Below are 16,877 nucleotides of genomic sequence, written 5' to 3'. Positions count from 1 at the left end.
ATCTTCTTCCTCCTTACCAGATGGCGATCCTGTCTTCGGGGGCAAGATACATGTTGTCTCCCGGTTTGACGCCGTATGTCTCATAGAATTCATCGAACTGCTGAACGGTGACGTTTATCCTCAGGTATGCTAATGGGTGGTCGTCTTCTCTGATCCTCCAGACGATATCGCCTTTTGTGTCCATGTTTCGCCACATGGTCGCAAAACTCCTGAAGAACTGATCGTAATCGAAGCCGTCGATTTGCTTTGCGATGTTGAGCGCACATCTGATGGAGCCCATGTCTGCGATCGCTTCGCCGCTCAGCGTGTTGTCAAACTGATAGGAGCCTGATCCTTCAAAAGGCGTATAGCCGGCGTAGTAAGCGGTTACCTTGTCGGACATCAGGTTGAAGGTGCTCATGTCGTCGCCTTCGATGATGGGCTTGTAATTCCCTTCGCTGTCATAGTTCACGCCGCGCGAATCAAATGCGTGCGTCATCTCGTGACCTATTATCATGCCGATGGAGCCGAGCTTCTGCTCCAGTGTCATGTCTTTTGAATAGATGTTGCTGCCCGCGAGGATGCCGATGTTGATAAACAGAATGTTGAGCCAGGGCGCATATGCCGATCCGATGCTTGTGGTCGGATTGTCGGTGCTGTAGATATCCCAGTAAGCCCTGTCGAATTCTCTTTCCGTAACATCAGCCAGATGACTGATCCCGAATTCGTTGATCTTGGAATAAGCATCGAGCAGAGTGCCGCCCTCGGTTTTGGTCAAGAGAGTCATGTCACCGTAATCGGCGGTGTTCGAAGGCTTCATGATAAGAACGACCATGTTGTCGAGCTTTTCGTTAAGTCTTGCCTTGTTCTCATCAGAGAGCCAGTCCTTGCTGTTTATTATCTCCCTGTATTCGTCGAGGAGCATTTCGGAGATATTGGACAGATCCTGATATACTTCCTCATCGAAATATTCGTCGAGATATGCCTGCTCCATTGCTCCGTTGAGGCTGCATTCGCCGAGAACGTGGAACAGGTATCTGTCCTGGCGTCCTTCGCTTATCTCGCCGAAGGGGTTCATCCTGTCCACCTGCATTTCTCTGTAGAAAGTGAATGTCTCCTCATCAAGAAGGCAGAGCGAATTCACCATGAGCCTTACCTTGAAGTAGGCTTTGATGCCTTCGAGATTCTTTTCAGTGAACACACTGTCCAGGCCGCTTAGATAATCAAGATCTGCATGATAGCGCAGCGCGCCGCCAAGACCGTAGTGATCGAACATGTCGTTAAGCGGGTAGTTTCCGGCCCTGCCCAGCACCTCGTCCTTTGTTATGACCAGTTCGTAGTCTTCGTATTTTATTTCCTGCGGATTGATGTCGGCGAGTTTGGTCTCAAAAGCGAAACATTCTTTTAAGAGAGTGTTTGCCTGCTTGTCGGTATAGCCCAGCCTTTCCATAAGGTAATTTACCGTGCTCTTGGTCCTGTCTCTTTCCTGAAGACCCTTGTCACTGATCGAATAATATTCGGTCGGGCTTCCGAGCGAATACTCGGGCTGCTTTATGTTCAGGCATTCATGGTCGTCAGCTCCGTCGTTCTTTGATGCGGAGAGACTTACCAGCGATACCGCGAAAGGGTTCTTCGAGTTGTCGAGCATATAGCTCTTTGCATCATCCAGTGTCTTTATGTCATCGATGAAATTTAAGTATTTTCTCAGCGGTTCGACACCTAAACTGTCCCTGTAATCCCAGTCCGAAAAGAGACCGTCGTATGCTCTTGCCAGTTCAAGATTTTTGCTTGTCTTTGAAGTGTCGTCGAGAAGAGCTCTTTTCTGTATGTCAACGTTGAGCTTTGAATCGTCGGAAGAACCGTTCGGTCCCTTGGGATCGTATGTGTGGTTCATTATCCAGTCGGCATTTACCGCAGACGCGTAATCATCCTGCAGTCTGGTGTTTCCGACAAGAGCTTGGTTGTCCAAAAGATCGGAAGCGATCCAGGCATCCTTGCCGGTCTTTTCCGAAGCGGAACAGGATGCAAAGGACAGGCATAGCGCGCCGGTCACGAAAAGGCTTACGAGTTTCTTTGGAATAGTATTCATGATCTTCACCGATCCTTTATAAAAATCACCTCGCAGATTATAACACACGAGTTTCTGTTATCCTTTTCCGCAGTTTGCAAAGACGTTCATTGACATATCTGTACTTCTGAGGTTTAATCTCTAACGGCCCGGAACAAGAACAGCGGCCAGGAGGATCTTATGGCTTCAGATGTAAAATTTACGGTAAAAGACGCGATCGGCAAACAGTATCTTACTCCCGCAGCGGTAAGTGACGAGATCAGAGACGAGTTTCTGAAAAAATGCAGGAGCTCATCCTGGAAACTTCTTCCCGTATCGATAATAGTAAGTGCGATAGTTATCGCGGTCATGTGCCTGCTGATCTATTTCCTGAGACTGTTCGTATTCAGTGTTTTAGGACTCTTCTGTATCTTTTTCCCTGCATTTGCAGTCTATAACATATTTGCTACGGCAAAAGCCATCAAGAAAGAGGACTATGAGTTCCTTTGGGGCGAAGTGGTCGGCAAGACTGACAGCGGATACAAGATCCGCGGACTTGAGGAGCATAATGCTCATCCTCTTATCGGAAAGAAGGAATACAATCCCGGAGACAGGGTTATCGTCGGCAGACTTAATGACGATCTTAATCTGATCTCGGAGAGCTGATAACTGCCCGTTTTGATCCTGTTTCTTTAAATAAGAAGTTCATCAATGAAGTTCATCAATACAGAACTTGATGATATAGTAATTCTGTATTTTGTAGAACAGAAATATGGGGGACAGTATCATGATCGATATCAGGGAAGTGGACAGATCGTTCTTTCCGGAATATGACAAAGTTTCACAGAATGTGGATATCAGGTCCGAATACCGCGTCAGCAGGATCGACGGCGGTCTCGGAGGTATGATCTTTGAGGAAGTGCCGGTTACACCGAGAGTCAAAGACCTGAGCGTCTATGAACGCGCCATGGAATATGAAGAGATGTTCGATATCTCAACCTGGAGATTCTATATGGCTTTTGACGGCGAGCTCCCGGTGGGAGCCATGACCGTCGCAGGTACCACCGAAAGACTTTACATGCTCGCCGGAAGGAAAGACGCCTGCGTGTTATGGGACATCCGCATAGCTGATGAATATAAACATACGGGGATCGGCCAAAGACTCCTGGATATGGGAATTCAGAATGCAAGAGCCGGCGGATATAAGCTGATGATAATCGAATGCCAGAACGACAATGTTCCGGCCTGCAGATTCTATAAGAAGCAGGGAGCGCAGCTGTCCAGAGTCGACATGCATGCCTACAGCTCCGAACCGGGACTGGAAGATGAGGTTCAGTTTATCTGGTATCTCGACCTGTGATCTTTTCGAAAAGACGCTCTTTGTAAGGTTATAATTTGTTTTTGAAAGGAAATCAGGCGGAGGATATATGGATATACTGGTTCTCGGCGGCACGAGATTTTTCGGGATACACATGGTAAATGACCTTCTGGATAAAGGCCATAACGTTACCGTTGCGACACGCGGAAGAACTCCGGACGGATTCTGTGACAGGGTCTCCAGGATCTGTTTTGAAAGGACCGATCCCGCAAGTGTGAGAGAAGCAGTCTCCGGCAGGCATTACGATGTCATCATCGACAAGATCGCCTACTGTTCCAATGACATCAGATCGATAATGGAAGCGGGAGATTTCGGCAGATACATCTACATGTCCAGCACTGCCGTTTATGATCCGAAACACCCCGATACAAGGGAAGATGATTTTGACGGCCAGGCAGGAGATCTCATTTGGTGCGACAGGCCCGATTTCCCGTACGACGTCATCAAAAGACATGCCGAATATGCGTTGTGGCAGGAGTATCCGGACAGGAACTGGACCGCGGTCAGATATCCTTTTGTCATAGGCAAAGACGATTATACGAAAAGGCTTTTGTTCTATGTTGAGCATGTTATGAAAAAGATCCCGATGTACATCGACGATTCTGACTGCCAGATGGGATTTATCAGGTCGGATGAGGCGGGGAAGTTCATGTCATTCCTGGTGGAAAAAGACATCTGCGGCGCGGTGAACGGTTCATCCCGCGGGACCATATCCGTAAGGAATATACTGGATTATGTCGAAAAGAAAACGGGCGCGAAAGCGGTCTTGAGTGATGGAGGCGATAAAGCCCCATATAACGGTGAGCCTGAATACAGTATAAATACGGATAAGGCGGAATCGCTTGGTTTCAGTTTCTCATCGCTTGACGATTGGATCTATGAATTGCTGGATTACTATATCGGTTTTGTCAGTGCAGGATTATAAGCGTTTTTCATAATTTCCGGCGATACTGGGTAAAAACTGCGTGGATCGGGCGAAAATTTCTTTCAAAAGAGTGCAACATTTTAACTTTCTCATCTGTTTATAGGATAGAAACGTAAAAATGGAGGACATCGAAATGAAGATCGTACAGACCAAGGATTACAGGAAGCCACTTTACGCCGTAGGTATTGCGGCAGCTCTTACGGCAATGGCAGTTACCGGCTGCGGCGGCAATCCCGTGGATTATGCAGGAGACATTCAGGTTGTTACAGAGCCAACCGAAGAAGTCCAACTGGCAGGCGAAGTGGCGCCGGATGATATGGAGTCAGAGAAAACGTATTGCAAGCCGGACGCAGACGAAACAGTCCCTACGGTCAAAACAACACCGGTTCCTTCAGAAATAAAGCTGATCGATAAATTTCAGGAAGACGACAAAGTAATCCTCGATGGCGGAGTCGAATTCGATCCGGGTTAATACTGATCACTCCGGATATAAAATCAGATAATATATAATTGATTTATGAATCTGACACTTCATCTGACAGAAAACTGCAACATGGACTGCACTTACTGCATCCGTGAAAAATGCCCTAAGGACATGACCGAGGATGTCCTCTTTGCGGCCTGCGATCTGGCCTTCTCGAAAGGACAACGCGCGGGCCTCTGTTTCTTTGGCGGAGAGCCTTTGCTCAAAAAGGATCTCATCTTTAAGGCATTGGATTATTGCGGGGAAAAGTCCCGAAAGACAGGTATCATCTTTGACTGTAAGATGACTACTAACGGTTCGCTTCTGGATGAGGAATTCTTAGAGCGTGCCGTAAAAGCAAACATGGGCATAGGGCTCTCTTTCGACGGCAAGGCACAGGATATCTGCAGGATCTTTGCTGGAGGAAAGCCCACATCTTCTGTCGTTGAAGAGAAAGCAAAACTGCTCTTAAGATACATGCCTGAAGCTTCGGCTCTCGCTACTATCGCGCCGCAGGCAGTCCCGTATTACGCTGATTCGGTCAAGTATCTTCATGAACTCGGATTTAAGCACCTCTCATTTGTCATCGCATATGGAAGCAAAGTCAACTGGACTGACGATGATCTTGACGCGTTGAGGCTGCAGCTGGAAGAGACCTGCAGATACATTAAGGAATTATTCATCAATGACGATAAGATCTATGTCGGCCCCATCTTTTCGAAGATCGGCGAATGCATCAGGGATAAGAATCCTGCTGAGCGCTGTCACCTGGGTGTCAGACAGATGCCTGTAACCCCTGACGGCAGTCTTTATCCGTGCACATCGTTCATCGGAGACGAGTATTATCTGCTGGGTAATGTTTTCGAGGGCATAAACGAAGAAAAGGTTATCGAGATCGCTAAAAGATCTTCTACTCCGGAAACCTGTAAGGACTGCGCACTCGTCAAGCGCTGCACGAATTCCTGCGGATGCGCCAACAGGATGAACACCGGAGACGAGAATAAGGTATCGCCCCTGCAGTGCACATACGAACGCATGCTTATTGAAGTTAGCGATGCTCTGGGTGAAGAACTCTATCAGCTGGATCCTGAAAGATTTGCGAAAGTATTCGGCTGATCACCTCATTTAAGTTTTTGATCCCAAAGCCGGCCTTTTCAAGCCTTTGGGATAAATTCTGAGCTCGAAATTATCCCAAGATGAGGATTTCTCGCAGTTTGGGATAAAATACGGACCGGAAATTATCCCAAGTGAAGCATATTTGAACTTTTGGGATAATTTCACCTCTGAAAATTATCCCACGGAGGCAATAATTCACGGTTTGGGATAAAATCGCCATTGCAAGGTATTGATCTTGCAATCCGCATTGACGGTCATGCAATGATATCCATAGACCTCGAAAACAGTTTCGTGTCGATCAACGTTATGCCGTGGGACAGTGATCTGAATGAAGTGGTCCACACAAGAGCAGAACTTGAAGATCTGGTCGATCACATCAACTTCTCAAATCTCGGTTGATCAAAGACGTTATCAGGATCTGTGAGGATCACTTGACCATCTGTTTGAATTAAACGTCTGGCCCAAACGCAAGTGACAGTCAGGCTGCAGCGAATGACGCTGCGGCCTGATCTTTTTTGGTTCGTGATATAATCACAAATATGATTCACTTAGAGCCGATCACACAAGAAAATTACGTGGCTGTCACCGGTTTGAGAGTCGGCAGCTGCCAGGAAAAGTTCGTGTCAACAGTCGCGGAATCCCTTGCTCAGGCTGAGCTCTATAAGGAGACCGCTTATCCCTTTGCCGTTTACGATGATGATGTGATCGTCGGATTTATCATGATGGGATACTACGAAGCAAAACAGTACTATACTTTGTGGAAACTGCTTATTGATCACAGATTTCAAAGCAGGGGATACGGACGTCAGGCTCTTGAATCGGGCCTCAAATACATCAGGGAAAGATTCGGTCCGGAAGATATTTATACAGGTGTCGTTCCCGAAAACTTTGTGGCGAAAAGTCTGTATGAGTCAGCCGGTTTTGAATATACGGGAGTAACAGAAGACGGAATGGAAGAAATGCGGTTGATCTATTGATCTCATTTCTTCACGGAAAGGAGTTTTGTATACATGATTAAAAGATTGGAAGTTGATGAATTTTGGGCTGATTCCACCATCATTGAAGCCGGCGATTTTGTTTTTGTCGGATATTGCATGGGAAATGAAGGCCAGCCTATAGAAGCTCAGATAGACGGTGCATTTACCACATTGGAAAACAGACTGAAAATGGCAGGCCTGGGACTTGAGTCTGTCGTTAAGATGGATTGCTTGTTTAAGGATATCAATGACTTGAATTACCTCGCTGCAATAATCAAAAAGCGTTTTAACGGTAAATATCCTGCAAGAAAAGCATACACGACAGATTTTATCCGTGACGGTATCCTTTTCCAGATCGATGCCATAGCCTATAAGGGAAAAAGCTGATCTTTAAAATGACTGATCAGCAGGAAGAATGGTTATGATCGACGGGCATATTCATATTGAAAGAGGACCATATACACTTGACTGGATCGACAGATTCGTTGAGCGTGCAGTTGAGATGAAACTAGCAGAGATACGGCTTCTTGAGCACAATTACATGTTCCCGGAATTTGCTCCGATGTATGATTACGTATGTTCCCGAAATGAATTTATCAGAGACTGGTTTCATCGCAAAGCGGGATTCAAGGACCTTCATGAGTATCTGGATCTGGTCGAAAAGGCGCGCGGCAGAACCTACCCCATTACCGTAAAGTTCGGAATGGAAATATGCTACTTCAGGGAATCTGAGGATTTCATCCGTTATTACACGCAAGATCTCGGTCTGGATTTCCTTTTGGGAAGCATCCATTATGTGGACGTGTTTGCCTTTGACCATAATGCGGATCTGTGGCAGGGAATTGACGTGGATGCGGTCTTCCGCAGATATTTCGAAGATTCTGTTCTTCTGGCTGAGAGCGGCCTTTTCGATGGCATAGGCCATCCGGATCAGATCAGGATGTTCGGACACAGAGCCTCATTCCCTTTGAATGATCTTTACGAATCTTTGGCAAAGGCACTCTCGAAAAATAAGATGTACGCAGATCAGAACAGCGGTGCTCACCGACGTTCACCTGATACGGCTGATCTGGGAATGGATAAGGAACTGATCCTGGCCTTAAAGAATAACGGGGTGCCGGTCATCACGTCTTCGGATGCGCATTGCCCGGAAGATGTCGGTTATAAGATAGCGGAGATGGGCACTTGCTGATCCCGTGCTATATAATGAGAAATATAGAGGGAAAACGGAAAAAGCATTGAGCGGCAAATGAAGAAAGAATGACACGATGGACTTAACTTCCAAAGAAGCAAGAAAGATCTTAAGAGACTATCACAAGTGGTATTGGGATGAATACATGGAGCTCAGCTGGGCGTATATGCACGAGATGATCGGCGCGCTTTTTGGTGTGGACACGACCGGTATGAACGCGCACGATGCGATGAATAAGGTGTTTGGATATGAAAACGCAAAATGAAGACCAATTCCTGTTTGCCCTGGCTTGACTACGGAACACATCCGAAACCGGAGATCACGACACCTATCGCGTTCTATACCTATCTGGACGGAATAATCAAGAGCATTCCCGACGAGTATGAGGATTACGAAGATTTGATATACAAATATCGGAACGGGCAGTCTCACTAACCCCGGGGATATGTTATTCTTGTTCTAGAAAATCTGCGGACAGAAATGGAATTATGTTTTTTGAATAACGGGATTCCTTCATCGGGAGGCAAATGCAATGGAAATGATGAGCGGAGAGGACTTTTTGCTCGGGTTGATGAAGCTTCATAAGCAAGCGAAAGAAGCGCCGTGGGCAGTTAAAGAACATGACCTTCCAAAAGGGCACTGGAGAAGAGTGATCGATCCTGACGGAGAGGCTTTCTGCGTTATAATCACTGACAATTATGTGATCGGAGTTAAGACCGGGCGTGTGATATTCCTGGATAAGAAAACCAAGAAGAGGCTTAATCCTATCATGGGATTTCATTATCTGGTTACAGGAGACGTTAAACCTGATGAATCGGAACTGGCAGTTCTGGAACAGGGAAAGCACTTCCACGTCATTTCACTTAAGACTTTTGAAGTGATCAGGAAGGTCAGCCTTCCGAGAACTTTCTATTCAAGTGATTCGTATTGCACATATTCCGAGGATGGCAAAACGTTAACCGTTCCAGTCATGAAATATGATAACAATAAAAGAGAGTATGTTCATATGATGTGTGAATATGAGACTGAGAATTACACGCTGATCAGCAGGAAAGAAGTTTCCCGTCAGGAAATGGATTGGTGGTCAAATTCATAAGATTTCAAAACGCTTAACAGGCTAAACAGAAAGATGAAGACAAAGATAACAGTCGGTATAGATAATATCCCGGCCGGGGGATTAAAACAGGAGTGGGGATTGTCTCTCTATATTGAATACGGCGATAAAAAGATCCTGCTCGATACCGGCGCATCAGATCTGTTCCTGCGTAATTATGAAAGAATCGGGCTTGATATCAGTGATGTGGACTATGGTGTATTAAGTCATGCGCACTGCGATCACGCGAATGGAATTCCCGCATTCTTTGAGCATAACAGCAAGGCAAAGTTCTATGTCAGCGATAAAACCGCGCCGGATTGTTACGGAAAGATACTGTTTATTAAGTTTTACTGTGGCATTCCCAAGTCGATGATGGAAGATCATGCTGACAGGATAGTAAAGGTCTATGATGTTTATAAGGTTTCTGACGGAGTGTATATCGTTCCCCATAGAAAAGGCGGTTATCCTGACATCGGTAAGAGTGGCCATATGCTCAGAAAAACTGACGGCGGATTCGTTCCCGATGATCTCTGCCACGAGCAGAGTCTTGTCCTTGAAACCGGCAAAGGCCTTGTGATACTCAATTCCTGTTCTCACAGCGGGCCCGGGAAGATCATTGATGAAGTCAGGGATGCATTTCCCGGGAAACACATCTATGGTTATCTTGGTGGTCTGCACCTATGGAACAGTCCCGAAAGCGATATCCGTAAGGCTGCTCATGAGTTTACTGAGGCCGGGATAGATTACATCGGTACGGGCCACTGTACCAAGGACAGAGCTTTCAGGATACTGAAAGAAGAACTGGGTGATAGGATAGTACAGTTCAGAACGGGAATGGTAATGGATTTCTGAATTCCATGACAAGAAGTATTTTGAACAGGATTTTATAACTGTAATATGACCCGGAGCCGCACCGGCGCTTAAAGCAGGACTGCAGGCGAAATAATTTTACGTTTTCTTGTAACGAAATTCTGCTTTCTTCGTCTAACTTGTATATGAAACTTGAAAGGCAAAATGAACTCATGAACAATGAAAGCGTTAATGAAGAAAAGGTAAATATCTTCAAAAAGATCTGGAGGGGCATTAAGAAACCTTTCGGATTAATCAAAAGGAAAACGGCTCCTGCAAGGGAGTTTATGGGTAAGGGCAGATTCCTTGCCATGATACTCGAGACCGTTCTGGCAGCACAGTTCTGGGCATCGACCCTGGAAGAGGTGATGCTCAAAAAGGTGCCTTATGTATTATGTCTGCTGATAATGGCTTCTTTATGGGCGCTGGTTGCCGAAGCCCTGAATCTGGTGATAAAGCTTATCCTTGGCGGAGGCAAAAGATGCAAATCGTATTTCCTTATCTCCTTCAGCGCTGTCTGCGCCATTAACGTTGTGGCCAACCAGCTTGAGCAGCTCCCGGGAGCTTTGATCATGAGCTTCCTTTTGGCATTGTCCGTGGACTTTTTGGGACGCATCATCTGGGGTTTTATAAAGACCCGCCGTTTTAAGCAGGTAACGGCATATATTGCTTTGGTATTGTGTGTTGCTTATGCTTCAATATTTTGCTTTTTTTTACCGGACCGACAGTTTCGGTGACAGCAGGGTGGATTTCTATAATTCGATAGAAGGAGATTCAATCTCCGCGGTTGCAGGTTTTTCCGACTATCTTAAGAACGGATCCTATAAGGTTTCCACTCTGTCATATGGTCCTGACGACACGGATGATATAAAGACCGCAACCGTTGATCTTACGGTATTCGAACAGACGGAAAAAGCGGATGGTCCGTTTAATACCCTTACATGGCTTGTAAGCGACATGGATTATGAAAAAACACCGGTTAAGGGGCAGATCTGGTATCCCGAAGGACAGAAAGACTGTCCCGCGTTCTTTATAGTCCACGGTGCTCACGACTCGATGACACCTTCTTATCTGGGATATGAATATCTGGGACATTACCTGGCATCTAACGGATATGCAGTTGTTTCCGTAGATGAGAATATCATTAACGAACTGGGAGCAGGAAACGATCTCCGTGCCTATCTGCTCTTGGAGAACATGAAGGCTTTGTTGGAAGTCTCCGGTTCTTCCGGCAATCCGTTATCCGGACTTTTCGATACCGAAATGCTTGCCATCGGCGGTCATTCCAGAGGAGGAGAGATGGTGGCAACTGCTTATCTTTTCAATGATCTGGACGCTTATCCCGAAGACGGTAATATCAGGTTTGATTATCACTTTAATATCAAGTCCATAGTGGCAATCGCGCCTGTATGCGATCAGTATACCCCCGTGGGACGTGCGGTGGAGCTGACGGACGTCAACTACCTTCTTATCCACGGAAGCAACGATCAGGACGTAAGCTCCATGATGGGCGAAAAGCAGTATAACAACATAACTTTTACGGGTGAAACTGATGAACTGTATATCAAATCATCCGTATATATCCTAGGCGCCAACCATGGTCAATTTAATTCCCTTTGGGGACAGTACGATATGGCGCCAATGGGAAAAGGATATCTTAATACGAACAACTTCATAGACGAAGGTGAGCAGAAGAGTATTGCCAAGGCATATATCAGGACATTTCTGGACTATACAGTCCTGGGAGATGATACATTTGCATCTTTATTCCGTGATATATCTTCCTACGCAGGAGACCTTCCTGATACGGTATACGTGACTAATTACGAGGATTCATCCAGGGTCACCCTTTGTTCCTTCGATGATACGGTGGATATCGTTAATTCCGGCAACGGCACTTCCGTAAGCGTTTCAGGTTCTTCCGGCTGGACATATGTCCCTTATGAAAGGGGATTCGGCGGTGAGAGCGAAGAGTATGTCCTTTCCGTTAAGTGGGAAGAGGGTTCTTCTCCTGCAGCATTTTTTACATTCCCGGATATCGATATATCTAAGGGCGCTTTAAGTTTCGGTATAACTGATATGCGTGAGGATACGGAGTCCCTTGAGTCGGAATTGGATTATACTGTAACGCTTACAGATCGCAACGGAAATACGGTATCCGTAAATTGTCCCGTTACCATATACCACTCTTTGGCAGTTCAGCTCTGGAAGCAGGATGTTGTATTCGGATCCTACGAATATAAGCACCAGCTTCAGACGGTAATTGTTACGCCTACCATGTTCGGACCGTCGGCCTCTTTCGATTTTGCTTCCGTTACAGGTATTACCATTACCACTGACGGTGCCGTGGAAGGAGAGATAGTTATCGACGATATCGCATATTACGAAGAGTATCAGCAGGAACAAATATAACGGGAAGATGCGGCTGATAGGGGTAGAAACCGGCATGTTATAATGACATTATTCAAGGTGTGTCTTTGAATAAGAAAGAACAGCAAGACTGGAAATGAAAAAGAGCAGACGGATCTACTGAAAGGAATATGGAAAATAATTATATGCTGAGAGTTGAGACGTATTTCAATGCGCTGACAGGAATGGTCAATAGTAAATATGATTACAAGGTCTTTGGCAGAGAACTTGATAAGATCATGCAGCTTGGGCTTGATAAGTTTTACACGGATGAGCAGCGCGCAGAGCTTGTAAAAAAGATGATTTCTTTCTCAAACGAAAGCTTTATCACGGACATAAAATATAAAGCGCTGATCCTTGCTTACGCTTATAAGATCAATCAGATAAATGAATGTGGTCTTACGGTTCCTGCGTGTTTTCTTGAAGAGACTCTCGTCTTAGACACCGAATTCAGGGATTTTCCTGAAAGTTTATGGAAAGATATGTCGGACGAGCAAAAGGCTAAGATCATAACCTATAAAGAAAATGCGAAAATTGATGAGGATCTTTTGCGCATTTATAATGTTTCCCTTGCCTCATGGCGTTTCAGGTTCTATCCGATAAATGAAGCATTAAGGGGCTCGGTTGAATAATTCGCGCGACCTTCTTTGGCCTATCTCACAACTGATAACAATTAAAACAGTTCTTGGTTTGACAGCATTCGATTAATATGAGGGCGCAGACAACAAGATGAAAAAGAAAATCGTAATAACAGTTTTGTTTATTGTCTCCATCGTTGCGCTGGTTCTTATTGGCTACATAATTGTATTTCCCCAACCCGCCAGACAGGGTATTCCTATTGATGAGATTACCGGTATTTATTCAAGTGCGAAACTCAAGCAGGGATGTAATATTACCCACGGGACATACTTTCCGGAAGATGGCGTGTTCAGCCATGCGTATGAGAGATATATTGAGAATGAAGACCAGGGCCTGCCTGTTTCTGATATCAGGATAATTGATGTGTATGGGTTCAATTGCTCTGTTGTTTTCATATACGCTGAAAACCAGCAATTGTACATAGCAGAGGATTATCCGCTCTCAAATCTTGATTACAATGCTATTGAAGTAATATCTGCAAATGATTTGATGAAAGCCGATCTGCCCACTAATTACACTCTTAACGGAGCGCCTTCTGAACATTTGCCGCGCATATTGATTATTCTCATTCCGGTTCTTGTGCTTGCCGTGTTCGTTGCGTTGCATATCAGAATGTTGAAGAAAAAGTACCAAAGAGAAAGATATGAAGAATAAGGAGAGAATGGTATTGATTCCGATGATAACTGCGTGACCATTACTATGACAGATTTGGAGGGTCTCGATCCAAATGCTAAGAGTTATACCTTCGAACCTTTATGTTTTCAGCTAGATTCTGAAGGAGAAAGAGTCCCCGATGCTTTTGATCCTCTTGGATGGGGCGGTTTTACGGTTGAGTTAAATTAAAAGTGTGATGTTCACATATACGAGACTAATTCTGAAAAAATCTTTATCATTTATATTGCCGAAGAAGAATATAATAAGATTCATGAAGAGATTTTCGGTACATAAATAGGAGAATATTATCGGTGATTAAGAAAAGACTGCTCGTACCTGTACTTATAATGCTGACGCTCTGTATGTTCAGCGGTTGCTTTTTCAGCTTGCCGCTGGATCATATGGACAAGATCGAAGGCGATATAACTTGCGATTTTCGCGCAGGTGAAGATGCATCACACTGGCAGGAGACCGTTAATACGGATGCCGTTTTCGATAAGGACAGATTTGTAGAACTCTTTAACGAGTGTAATAAGTACGATCCTTTGTTTTATAAGGATCATCTTGATAAACTTGATCTGAGGATCGTCCGTGAGGATCAGTTCGATGAGTATGAGGAGATGGCTGCTTCTGAAGTAAATTTCATGGCATACTTCACTGATAAAAACGGAAACGAAGTATGCAGAAATGTATCGGTATTCCGTTACGAATCGAAGATGTATTTTTTCATACTGTGCATGGGCGGAGGCAGAAATCCTGAACTTAAAGGCTACTACTACAAAGAGGTGCCTGCTGATATGGTTTCATACTGGGAGCCGATCTACGAGAAGGTCCTGGCAGACAAGGCGGCTGACCGTAAGGCTCAGTACGGAAGCTTTACTGTGGATAAGACATTCAGTTTCGACAACCAATACTATGCCAAGTGCATGCCGCTCAGTACCGATATGATGGAAATAGAGATCTTCGACAGAGACGAAGACCTGATATGCGAGTTCCAACCCTGCAGGACGTGGGATTTCTGGGGTATATGCTGGGAAAAGGACACCTATAACATATGGGTACAGTCAAGTGATATCGGCTGCGTCTGTTATAAGAAGATAGGCAATGAATGGGTGGAAGACAAAACGGCGGTCAAACCGGATTATATAACCGGAAGACACGGATGAAATTAAAGCAAATAGCCGGAGGAGTGATGACTCTTCCGGCTTTATTCATATGTAGCTTTTGAAAGAGATTAAGTAAGTGATAAATGTGTTTTCCAATGTGCGATCAGAATCAGCAGGGAAATAAATATATCTACATATGAAAAAACGGTCCTCATTACTGAGAACCGTTTTGAAAGGGCAAATCTGAAAGATATTTGCACTTAGTGGCAGTTAAGTGGCAGTAAGATTATCTTTTGAATTTAATGAAACGGTGAGTCCTTAGCCCGGTTGTATGGTTAGGTGTTCTTTACAGAAGATCAGAACTGAACCCCTCTTTAAGACATAAGATAAGTGTTGATGAAGGAATGGCCATTCCGCCTTCTATCCATTTGATAAGCATTGAGTTCATACCTCCCATACTGTAAGCAAGAAGATATGGAAGCTGATCTCTGTATTGATACGCGATGTCTGCGGATCTTACGAATCTGAATACTTCAAAAGACCTTTCATAAGATCCTTCGAAAAGCTGATGAAGCAGGTTGCTCTGTTTCATGAGCTTCAGTGTTTCGGCATGCTTTTCCCAGAAGTCGAAAAAGCATTGCATAATATCCCAGTAATGATGTGATCCCTTGTCTTTCATCGATAACAGGCATTCTTTATACAGTGAGTCAAAAAGATGCTTAAGTACTTCGTCTTTGTCACTGAAATGCCGGTAGAAAGTCTTTCTGGATACCCCGGCCTCCTGTGTTATCTGGGTAACAGTTATCTCTTTATAATCGTAGATCTTCATTACCTTGAGCAGGGCCAGAGCAATTGCCTCCTTTGATCTTTCTGCAATAAGTCCGTTTGTATTATTCATAGGTAACAGATCCTCCGGATGTGTGACACATTAGATAATTTGCTTGCTATCGTTTACAAAGCGATTCTATAATACTCTCAAAGGGGTTACAAGTGTTACCTCTAAGGGAGGTTAATTTTGAAGAAGGTTATTTATTTTTTCAGCGGAACGGGAAACAGTTTGCGGGCCGCAAGGATAATAGCAGATGAGCTGAAGGATACGGAGATAGTTAATGTCAGAAATGATCCTTCCGGATACAGCGCTGAGGATGCTGAAGTGATCGGTTTTGTGTGTCCGGTCTATGAGTGGGATATCCCCGGAAGAATGAAAGCATTTATCTCAGAACTTAACGTAAACCCCAATGCCTATATATTTATGGTTGCCACTTATATTGCTATTCACGGAAAAGCCTTTGAGACTGTGGCTGATATTCTATCTTCAAAGGGTGCGCATCTGAGCTACTCGCGTGCTGTCAGATGCGTTGCAAGCCAGTGTATCGCATATCCGCCATTTCCTCCTGAGAAAATCATGATCCCGCTCATGGAGAAAAGCATGCGGAAGACAGCGCGTGAGATCTGTGAAAGAAAGCATAGAAAGTATCCACATATGTCGATCATAACAAGGAAATTGTTCCCGAAGATGATGGTCCCGTATCTCAACGTTGAACATGAATATGATAAAGGTTTTTATGCAGACAGCAGATGTACCGGTTGTTCAACATGCATGAAAGTATGCCCGACAAAGAATATTACAATGGAAAACTCCCGCCCGGTGTGGAACAGGAAATGTCACGGATGTAATGCCTGCGTGGTATATTGTCCTTCCAAAGCGATACAGTTTAAGACTCCCGAAGCATACGTTGCACTCGGTACACTGATCTCAAAGAAACTCGGACTGCCCGAAAAAAGAAAGCGTTATCATAATCCGTATATCAAAGCGCGTGACCTGATAGATTAGGAAAGCTCATTTGAGAGATGACGGGTGAACACTTCAAATGTTGAGATCTGCATGTCCGGTGCCAACATTGTCTGCTGCAGAAGTTTTGGAATTCTTCGGTATTATTGTCATATTTTGCCCGTTGTTGTCCGTTTGATCTAAATGCTAACCTATCCTTGAACGATACAGAGTAAGAAACCCCTTCAGGAGGTTTTGTAACAGCAGGAATAATTC

Annotated in this window: 21 protein-coding genes; 19 read left to right on the top strand and 2 right to left on the bottom strand. The window is 44.7% G+C overall.

Going from position 1 to position 16,877, the window contains the following annotated elements:
* Nucleotides 1-13: 13 nt before the first annotated feature.
* Nucleotides 14-2,068 carry a M13 family metallopeptidase gene (locus tag BO18_RS20415; protein WP_034449252.1) on the bottom strand — a complete coding sequence of 685 codons (2,055 nt, stop codon included), beginning with the start codon at nucleotides 2,066-2,068 and terminating at the stop codon, nucleotides 14-16.
* Nucleotides 2,069-2,227: 159 nt separating this feature from the next.
* On the opposite strand from BO18_RS20415, the gene BO18_RS20410 reads away from it, so the two are divergent.
* The 18 genes from BO18_RS20410 to BO18_RS20330 all read left to right on the top strand — a co-directional run bounded on the left by BO18_RS20410 (nucleotide 2,228) and on the right by BO18_RS20330 (nucleotide 14,890).
* The gene (locus tag BO18_RS20410) at nucleotides 2,228-2,692 is read left to right on the top strand and encodes a hypothetical protein (RefSeq protein WP_034449251.1); all 465 of its coding nucleotides are present in this window, start codon (nucleotides 2,228-2,230) and stop codon (nucleotides 2,690-2,692) included.
* Between the two features lie 121 nt (nucleotides 2,693-2,813).
* Entirely contained in the window at nucleotides 2,814-3,386 is a 573-nt protein-coding gene (locus tag BO18_RS20405; protein ID WP_034449249.1) for a GNAT family N-acetyltransferase, read from the top strand.
* Nucleotides 3,387-3,453: 67 nt separating this feature from the next.
* Complete coding sequence (locus BO18_RS20400; RefSeq protein WP_034449247.1) at nucleotides 3,454-4,329, top strand: NAD-dependent epimerase/dehydratase family protein; 876 nt, start codon at nucleotides 3,454-3,456, stop codon at nucleotides 4,327-4,329.
* 133 nt (nucleotides 4,330-4,462) lie between these two features.
* The gene (locus BO18_RS20395; protein ID WP_034449245.1) at nucleotides 4,463-4,801 is read left to right on the top strand and encodes a hypothetical protein; all 339 of its coding nucleotides are present in this window, start codon (nucleotides 4,463-4,465) and stop codon (nucleotides 4,799-4,801) included.
* A 45-nt stretch (nucleotides 4,802-4,846) separates the two neighbouring features.
* Nucleotides 4,847-5,908, top strand: coding sequence for a radical SAM/SPASM domain-containing protein (locus BO18_RS20390; RefSeq protein ID WP_034449244.1), 1,062 nt, complete (start codon nucleotides 4,847-4,849; stop codon nucleotides 5,906-5,908).
* Nucleotides 5,909-6,127: 219 nt separating this feature from the next.
* Nucleotides 6,128-6,307 (top strand): hypothetical protein, encoded by a 180-nt coding sequence (locus tag BO18_RS20385; RefSeq protein WP_034449242.1) that lies wholly within the window; start codon nucleotides 6,128-6,130, stop codon nucleotides 6,305-6,307.
* A 176-nt stretch (nucleotides 6,308-6,483) separates the two neighbouring features.
* Nucleotides 6,484-6,885 carry a GNAT family N-acetyltransferase gene (locus tag BO18_RS20380; protein ID WP_051689005.1) on the top strand — a complete coding sequence of 134 codons (402 nt, stop codon included), beginning with the start codon at nucleotides 6,484-6,486 and terminating at the stop codon, nucleotides 6,883-6,885.
* A 33-nt stretch (nucleotides 6,886-6,918) separates the two neighbouring features.
* On the top strand, nucleotides 6,919-7,272 hold the full coding sequence (locus tag BO18_RS20375; protein WP_034449239.1) for a RidA family protein: 354 nt from the start codon (nucleotides 6,919-6,921) through the stop codon (nucleotides 7,270-7,272).
* Between the two features lie 34 nt (nucleotides 7,273-7,306).
* On the top strand, nucleotides 7,307-8,077 hold the full coding sequence (locus tag BO18_RS20370; protein WP_034449237.1) for a PHP domain-containing protein: 771 nt from the start codon (nucleotides 7,307-7,309) through the stop codon (nucleotides 8,075-8,077).
* Between the two features lie 76 nt (nucleotides 8,078-8,153).
* On the top strand, nucleotides 8,154-8,342 hold the full coding sequence (locus BO18_RS20365; RefSeq protein WP_034449235.1) for a hypothetical protein: 189 nt from the start codon (nucleotides 8,154-8,156) through the stop codon (nucleotides 8,340-8,342).
* Nucleotides 8,339-8,512: a hypothetical protein gene (locus tag BO18_RS35000; RefSeq protein ID WP_185752532.1), complete on the top strand. Its 174-nt coding sequence runs from the start codon at nucleotides 8,339-8,341 to the stop codon at nucleotides 8,510-8,512. The genes BO18_RS20365 and BO18_RS35000 overlap by 4 nt, the downstream gene beginning before the upstream one ends.
* A gap of 97 nt (nucleotides 8,513-8,609) precedes the next feature.
* Nucleotides 8,610-9,173: a hypothetical protein gene (locus tag BO18_RS20360; RefSeq protein ID WP_034449232.1), complete on the top strand. Its 564-nt coding sequence runs from the start codon at nucleotides 8,610-8,612 to the stop codon at nucleotides 9,171-9,173.
* Nucleotides 9,174-9,206: 33 nt separating this feature from the next.
* Nucleotides 9,207-10,025, top strand: coding sequence for an MBL fold metallo-hydrolase (locus BO18_RS20355; RefSeq protein ID WP_034449231.1), 819 nt, complete (start codon nucleotides 9,207-9,209; stop codon nucleotides 10,023-10,025).
* A 284-nt stretch (nucleotides 10,026-10,309) separates the two neighbouring features.
* The gene (locus tag BO18_RS20350; RefSeq protein ID WP_185752531.1) at nucleotides 10,310-10,759 is read left to right on the top strand and encodes a hypothetical protein; all 450 of its coding nucleotides are present in this window, start codon (nucleotides 10,310-10,312) and stop codon (nucleotides 10,757-10,759) included.
* Nucleotides 10,760-10,766: 7 nt separating this feature from the next.
* Nucleotides 10,767-12,434, top strand: a complete 1,668-nt coding sequence (locus BO18_RS20345; protein WP_051689004.1) for an alpha/beta hydrolase family protein — start codon at nucleotides 10,767-10,769, stop codon at nucleotides 12,432-12,434.
* Between the two features lie 143 nt (nucleotides 12,435-12,577).
* Nucleotides 12,578-13,063: a hypothetical protein gene (locus BO18_RS20340; protein WP_034449227.1), complete on the top strand. Its 486-nt coding sequence runs from the start codon at nucleotides 12,578-12,580 to the stop codon at nucleotides 13,061-13,063.
* A gap of 97 nt (nucleotides 13,064-13,160) precedes the next feature.
* Nucleotides 13,161-13,724, top strand: coding sequence for a hypothetical protein (locus BO18_RS20335; RefSeq protein WP_034449225.1), 564 nt, complete (start codon nucleotides 13,161-13,163; stop codon nucleotides 13,722-13,724).
* Nucleotides 13,725-14,035: 311 nt separating this feature from the next.
* The gene (locus BO18_RS20330; RefSeq protein ID WP_034449224.1) at nucleotides 14,036-14,890 is read left to right on the top strand and encodes a hypothetical protein; all 855 of its coding nucleotides are present in this window, start codon (nucleotides 14,036-14,038) and stop codon (nucleotides 14,888-14,890) included.
* Between the two features lie 286 nt (nucleotides 14,891-15,176).
* Here BO18_RS20330 and BO18_RS20325 read toward each other — a convergent pair whose 3' ends face one another.
* Nucleotides 15,177-15,728, bottom strand: coding sequence for a TetR/AcrR family transcriptional regulator (locus BO18_RS20325; RefSeq protein ID WP_034449222.1), 552 nt, complete (start codon nucleotides 15,726-15,728; stop codon nucleotides 15,177-15,179).
* 117 nt (nucleotides 15,729-15,845) lie between these two features.
* Here BO18_RS20325 and BO18_RS20320 point away from each other — a divergent pair, with 117 nt between their 5' ends.
* Nucleotides 15,846-16,664 (top strand): EFR1 family ferrodoxin, encoded by an 819-nt coding sequence (locus BO18_RS20320; RefSeq protein ID WP_034449220.1) that lies wholly within the window; start codon nucleotides 15,846-15,848, stop codon nucleotides 16,662-16,664.
* Nucleotides 16,665-16,877 lie beyond the last annotated feature (213 nt).

This window comes from Butyrivibrio sp. AE2032 (genome assembly GCF_000702965.1).
Note: the sequence above shows the minus strand (reverse complement) of the source record. Positions and strands in the feature narration are given on the sequence as shown.

Excerpts from the sequence above, each read along its gene's own strand:
- BO18_RS20415 (WP_034449252.1), bottom strand. The coding sequence starts at position 2,068 with ATGAATACTATTCCAAAGAAACTCGTAAGCCTTTTCGTGACCGGCGCG.
- BO18_RS20410 (WP_034449251.1), top strand. The coding sequence starts at position 2,228 with ATGGCTTCAGATGTAAAATTTACGGTAAAAGACGCGATCGGCAAACAG.
- BO18_RS20405 (WP_034449249.1), top strand. The coding sequence starts at position 2,814 with ATGATCGATATCAGGGAAGTGGACAGATCGTTCTTTCCGGAATATGAC.
- BO18_RS20400 (WP_034449247.1), top strand. The coding sequence starts at position 3,454 with ATGGATATACTGGTTCTCGGCGGCACGAGATTTTTCGGGATACACATG.
- BO18_RS20395 (WP_034449245.1), top strand. The coding sequence starts at position 4,463 with ATGAAGATCGTACAGACCAAGGATTACAGGAAGCCACTTTACGCCGTA.
- BO18_RS20390 (WP_034449244.1), top strand. The coding sequence starts at position 4,847 with ATGAATCTGACACTTCATCTGACAGAAAACTGCAACATGGACTGCACT.
- BO18_RS20375 (WP_034449239.1), top strand. The coding sequence starts at position 6,919 with ATGATTAAAAGATTGGAAGTTGATGAATTTTGGGCTGATTCCACCATC.
- BO18_RS20370 (WP_034449237.1), top strand. The coding sequence starts at position 7,307 with ATGATCGACGGGCATATTCATATTGAAAGAGGACCATATACACTTGAC.
- BO18_RS20365 (WP_034449235.1), top strand. The coding sequence starts at position 8,154 with ATGGACTTAACTTCCAAAGAAGCAAGAAAGATCTTAAGAGACTATCAC.
- BO18_RS35000 (WP_185752532.1), top strand. The coding sequence starts at position 8,339 with ATGAAGACCAATTCCTGTTTGCCCTGGCTTGACTACGGAACACATCCG.
- BO18_RS20360 (WP_034449232.1), top strand. The coding sequence starts at position 8,610 with ATGGAAATGATGAGCGGAGAGGACTTTTTGCTCGGGTTGATGAAGCTT.
- BO18_RS20355 (WP_034449231.1), top strand. The coding sequence starts at position 9,207 with ATGAAGACAAAGATAACAGTCGGTATAGATAATATCCCGGCCGGGGGA.
- BO18_RS20350 (WP_185752531.1), top strand. The coding sequence starts at position 10,310 with ATGGGTAAGGGCAGATTCCTTGCCATGATACTCGAGACCGTTCTGGCA.
- BO18_RS20340 (WP_034449227.1), top strand. The coding sequence starts at position 12,578 with ATGCTGAGAGTTGAGACGTATTTCAATGCGCTGACAGGAATGGTCAAT.
- BO18_RS20335 (WP_034449225.1), top strand. The coding sequence starts at position 13,161 with ATGAAAAAGAAAATCGTAATAACAGTTTTGTTTATTGTCTCCATCGTT.
- BO18_RS20325 (WP_034449222.1), bottom strand. The coding sequence starts at position 15,728 with ATGAATAATACAAACGGACTTATTGCAGAAAGATCAAAGGAGGCAATT.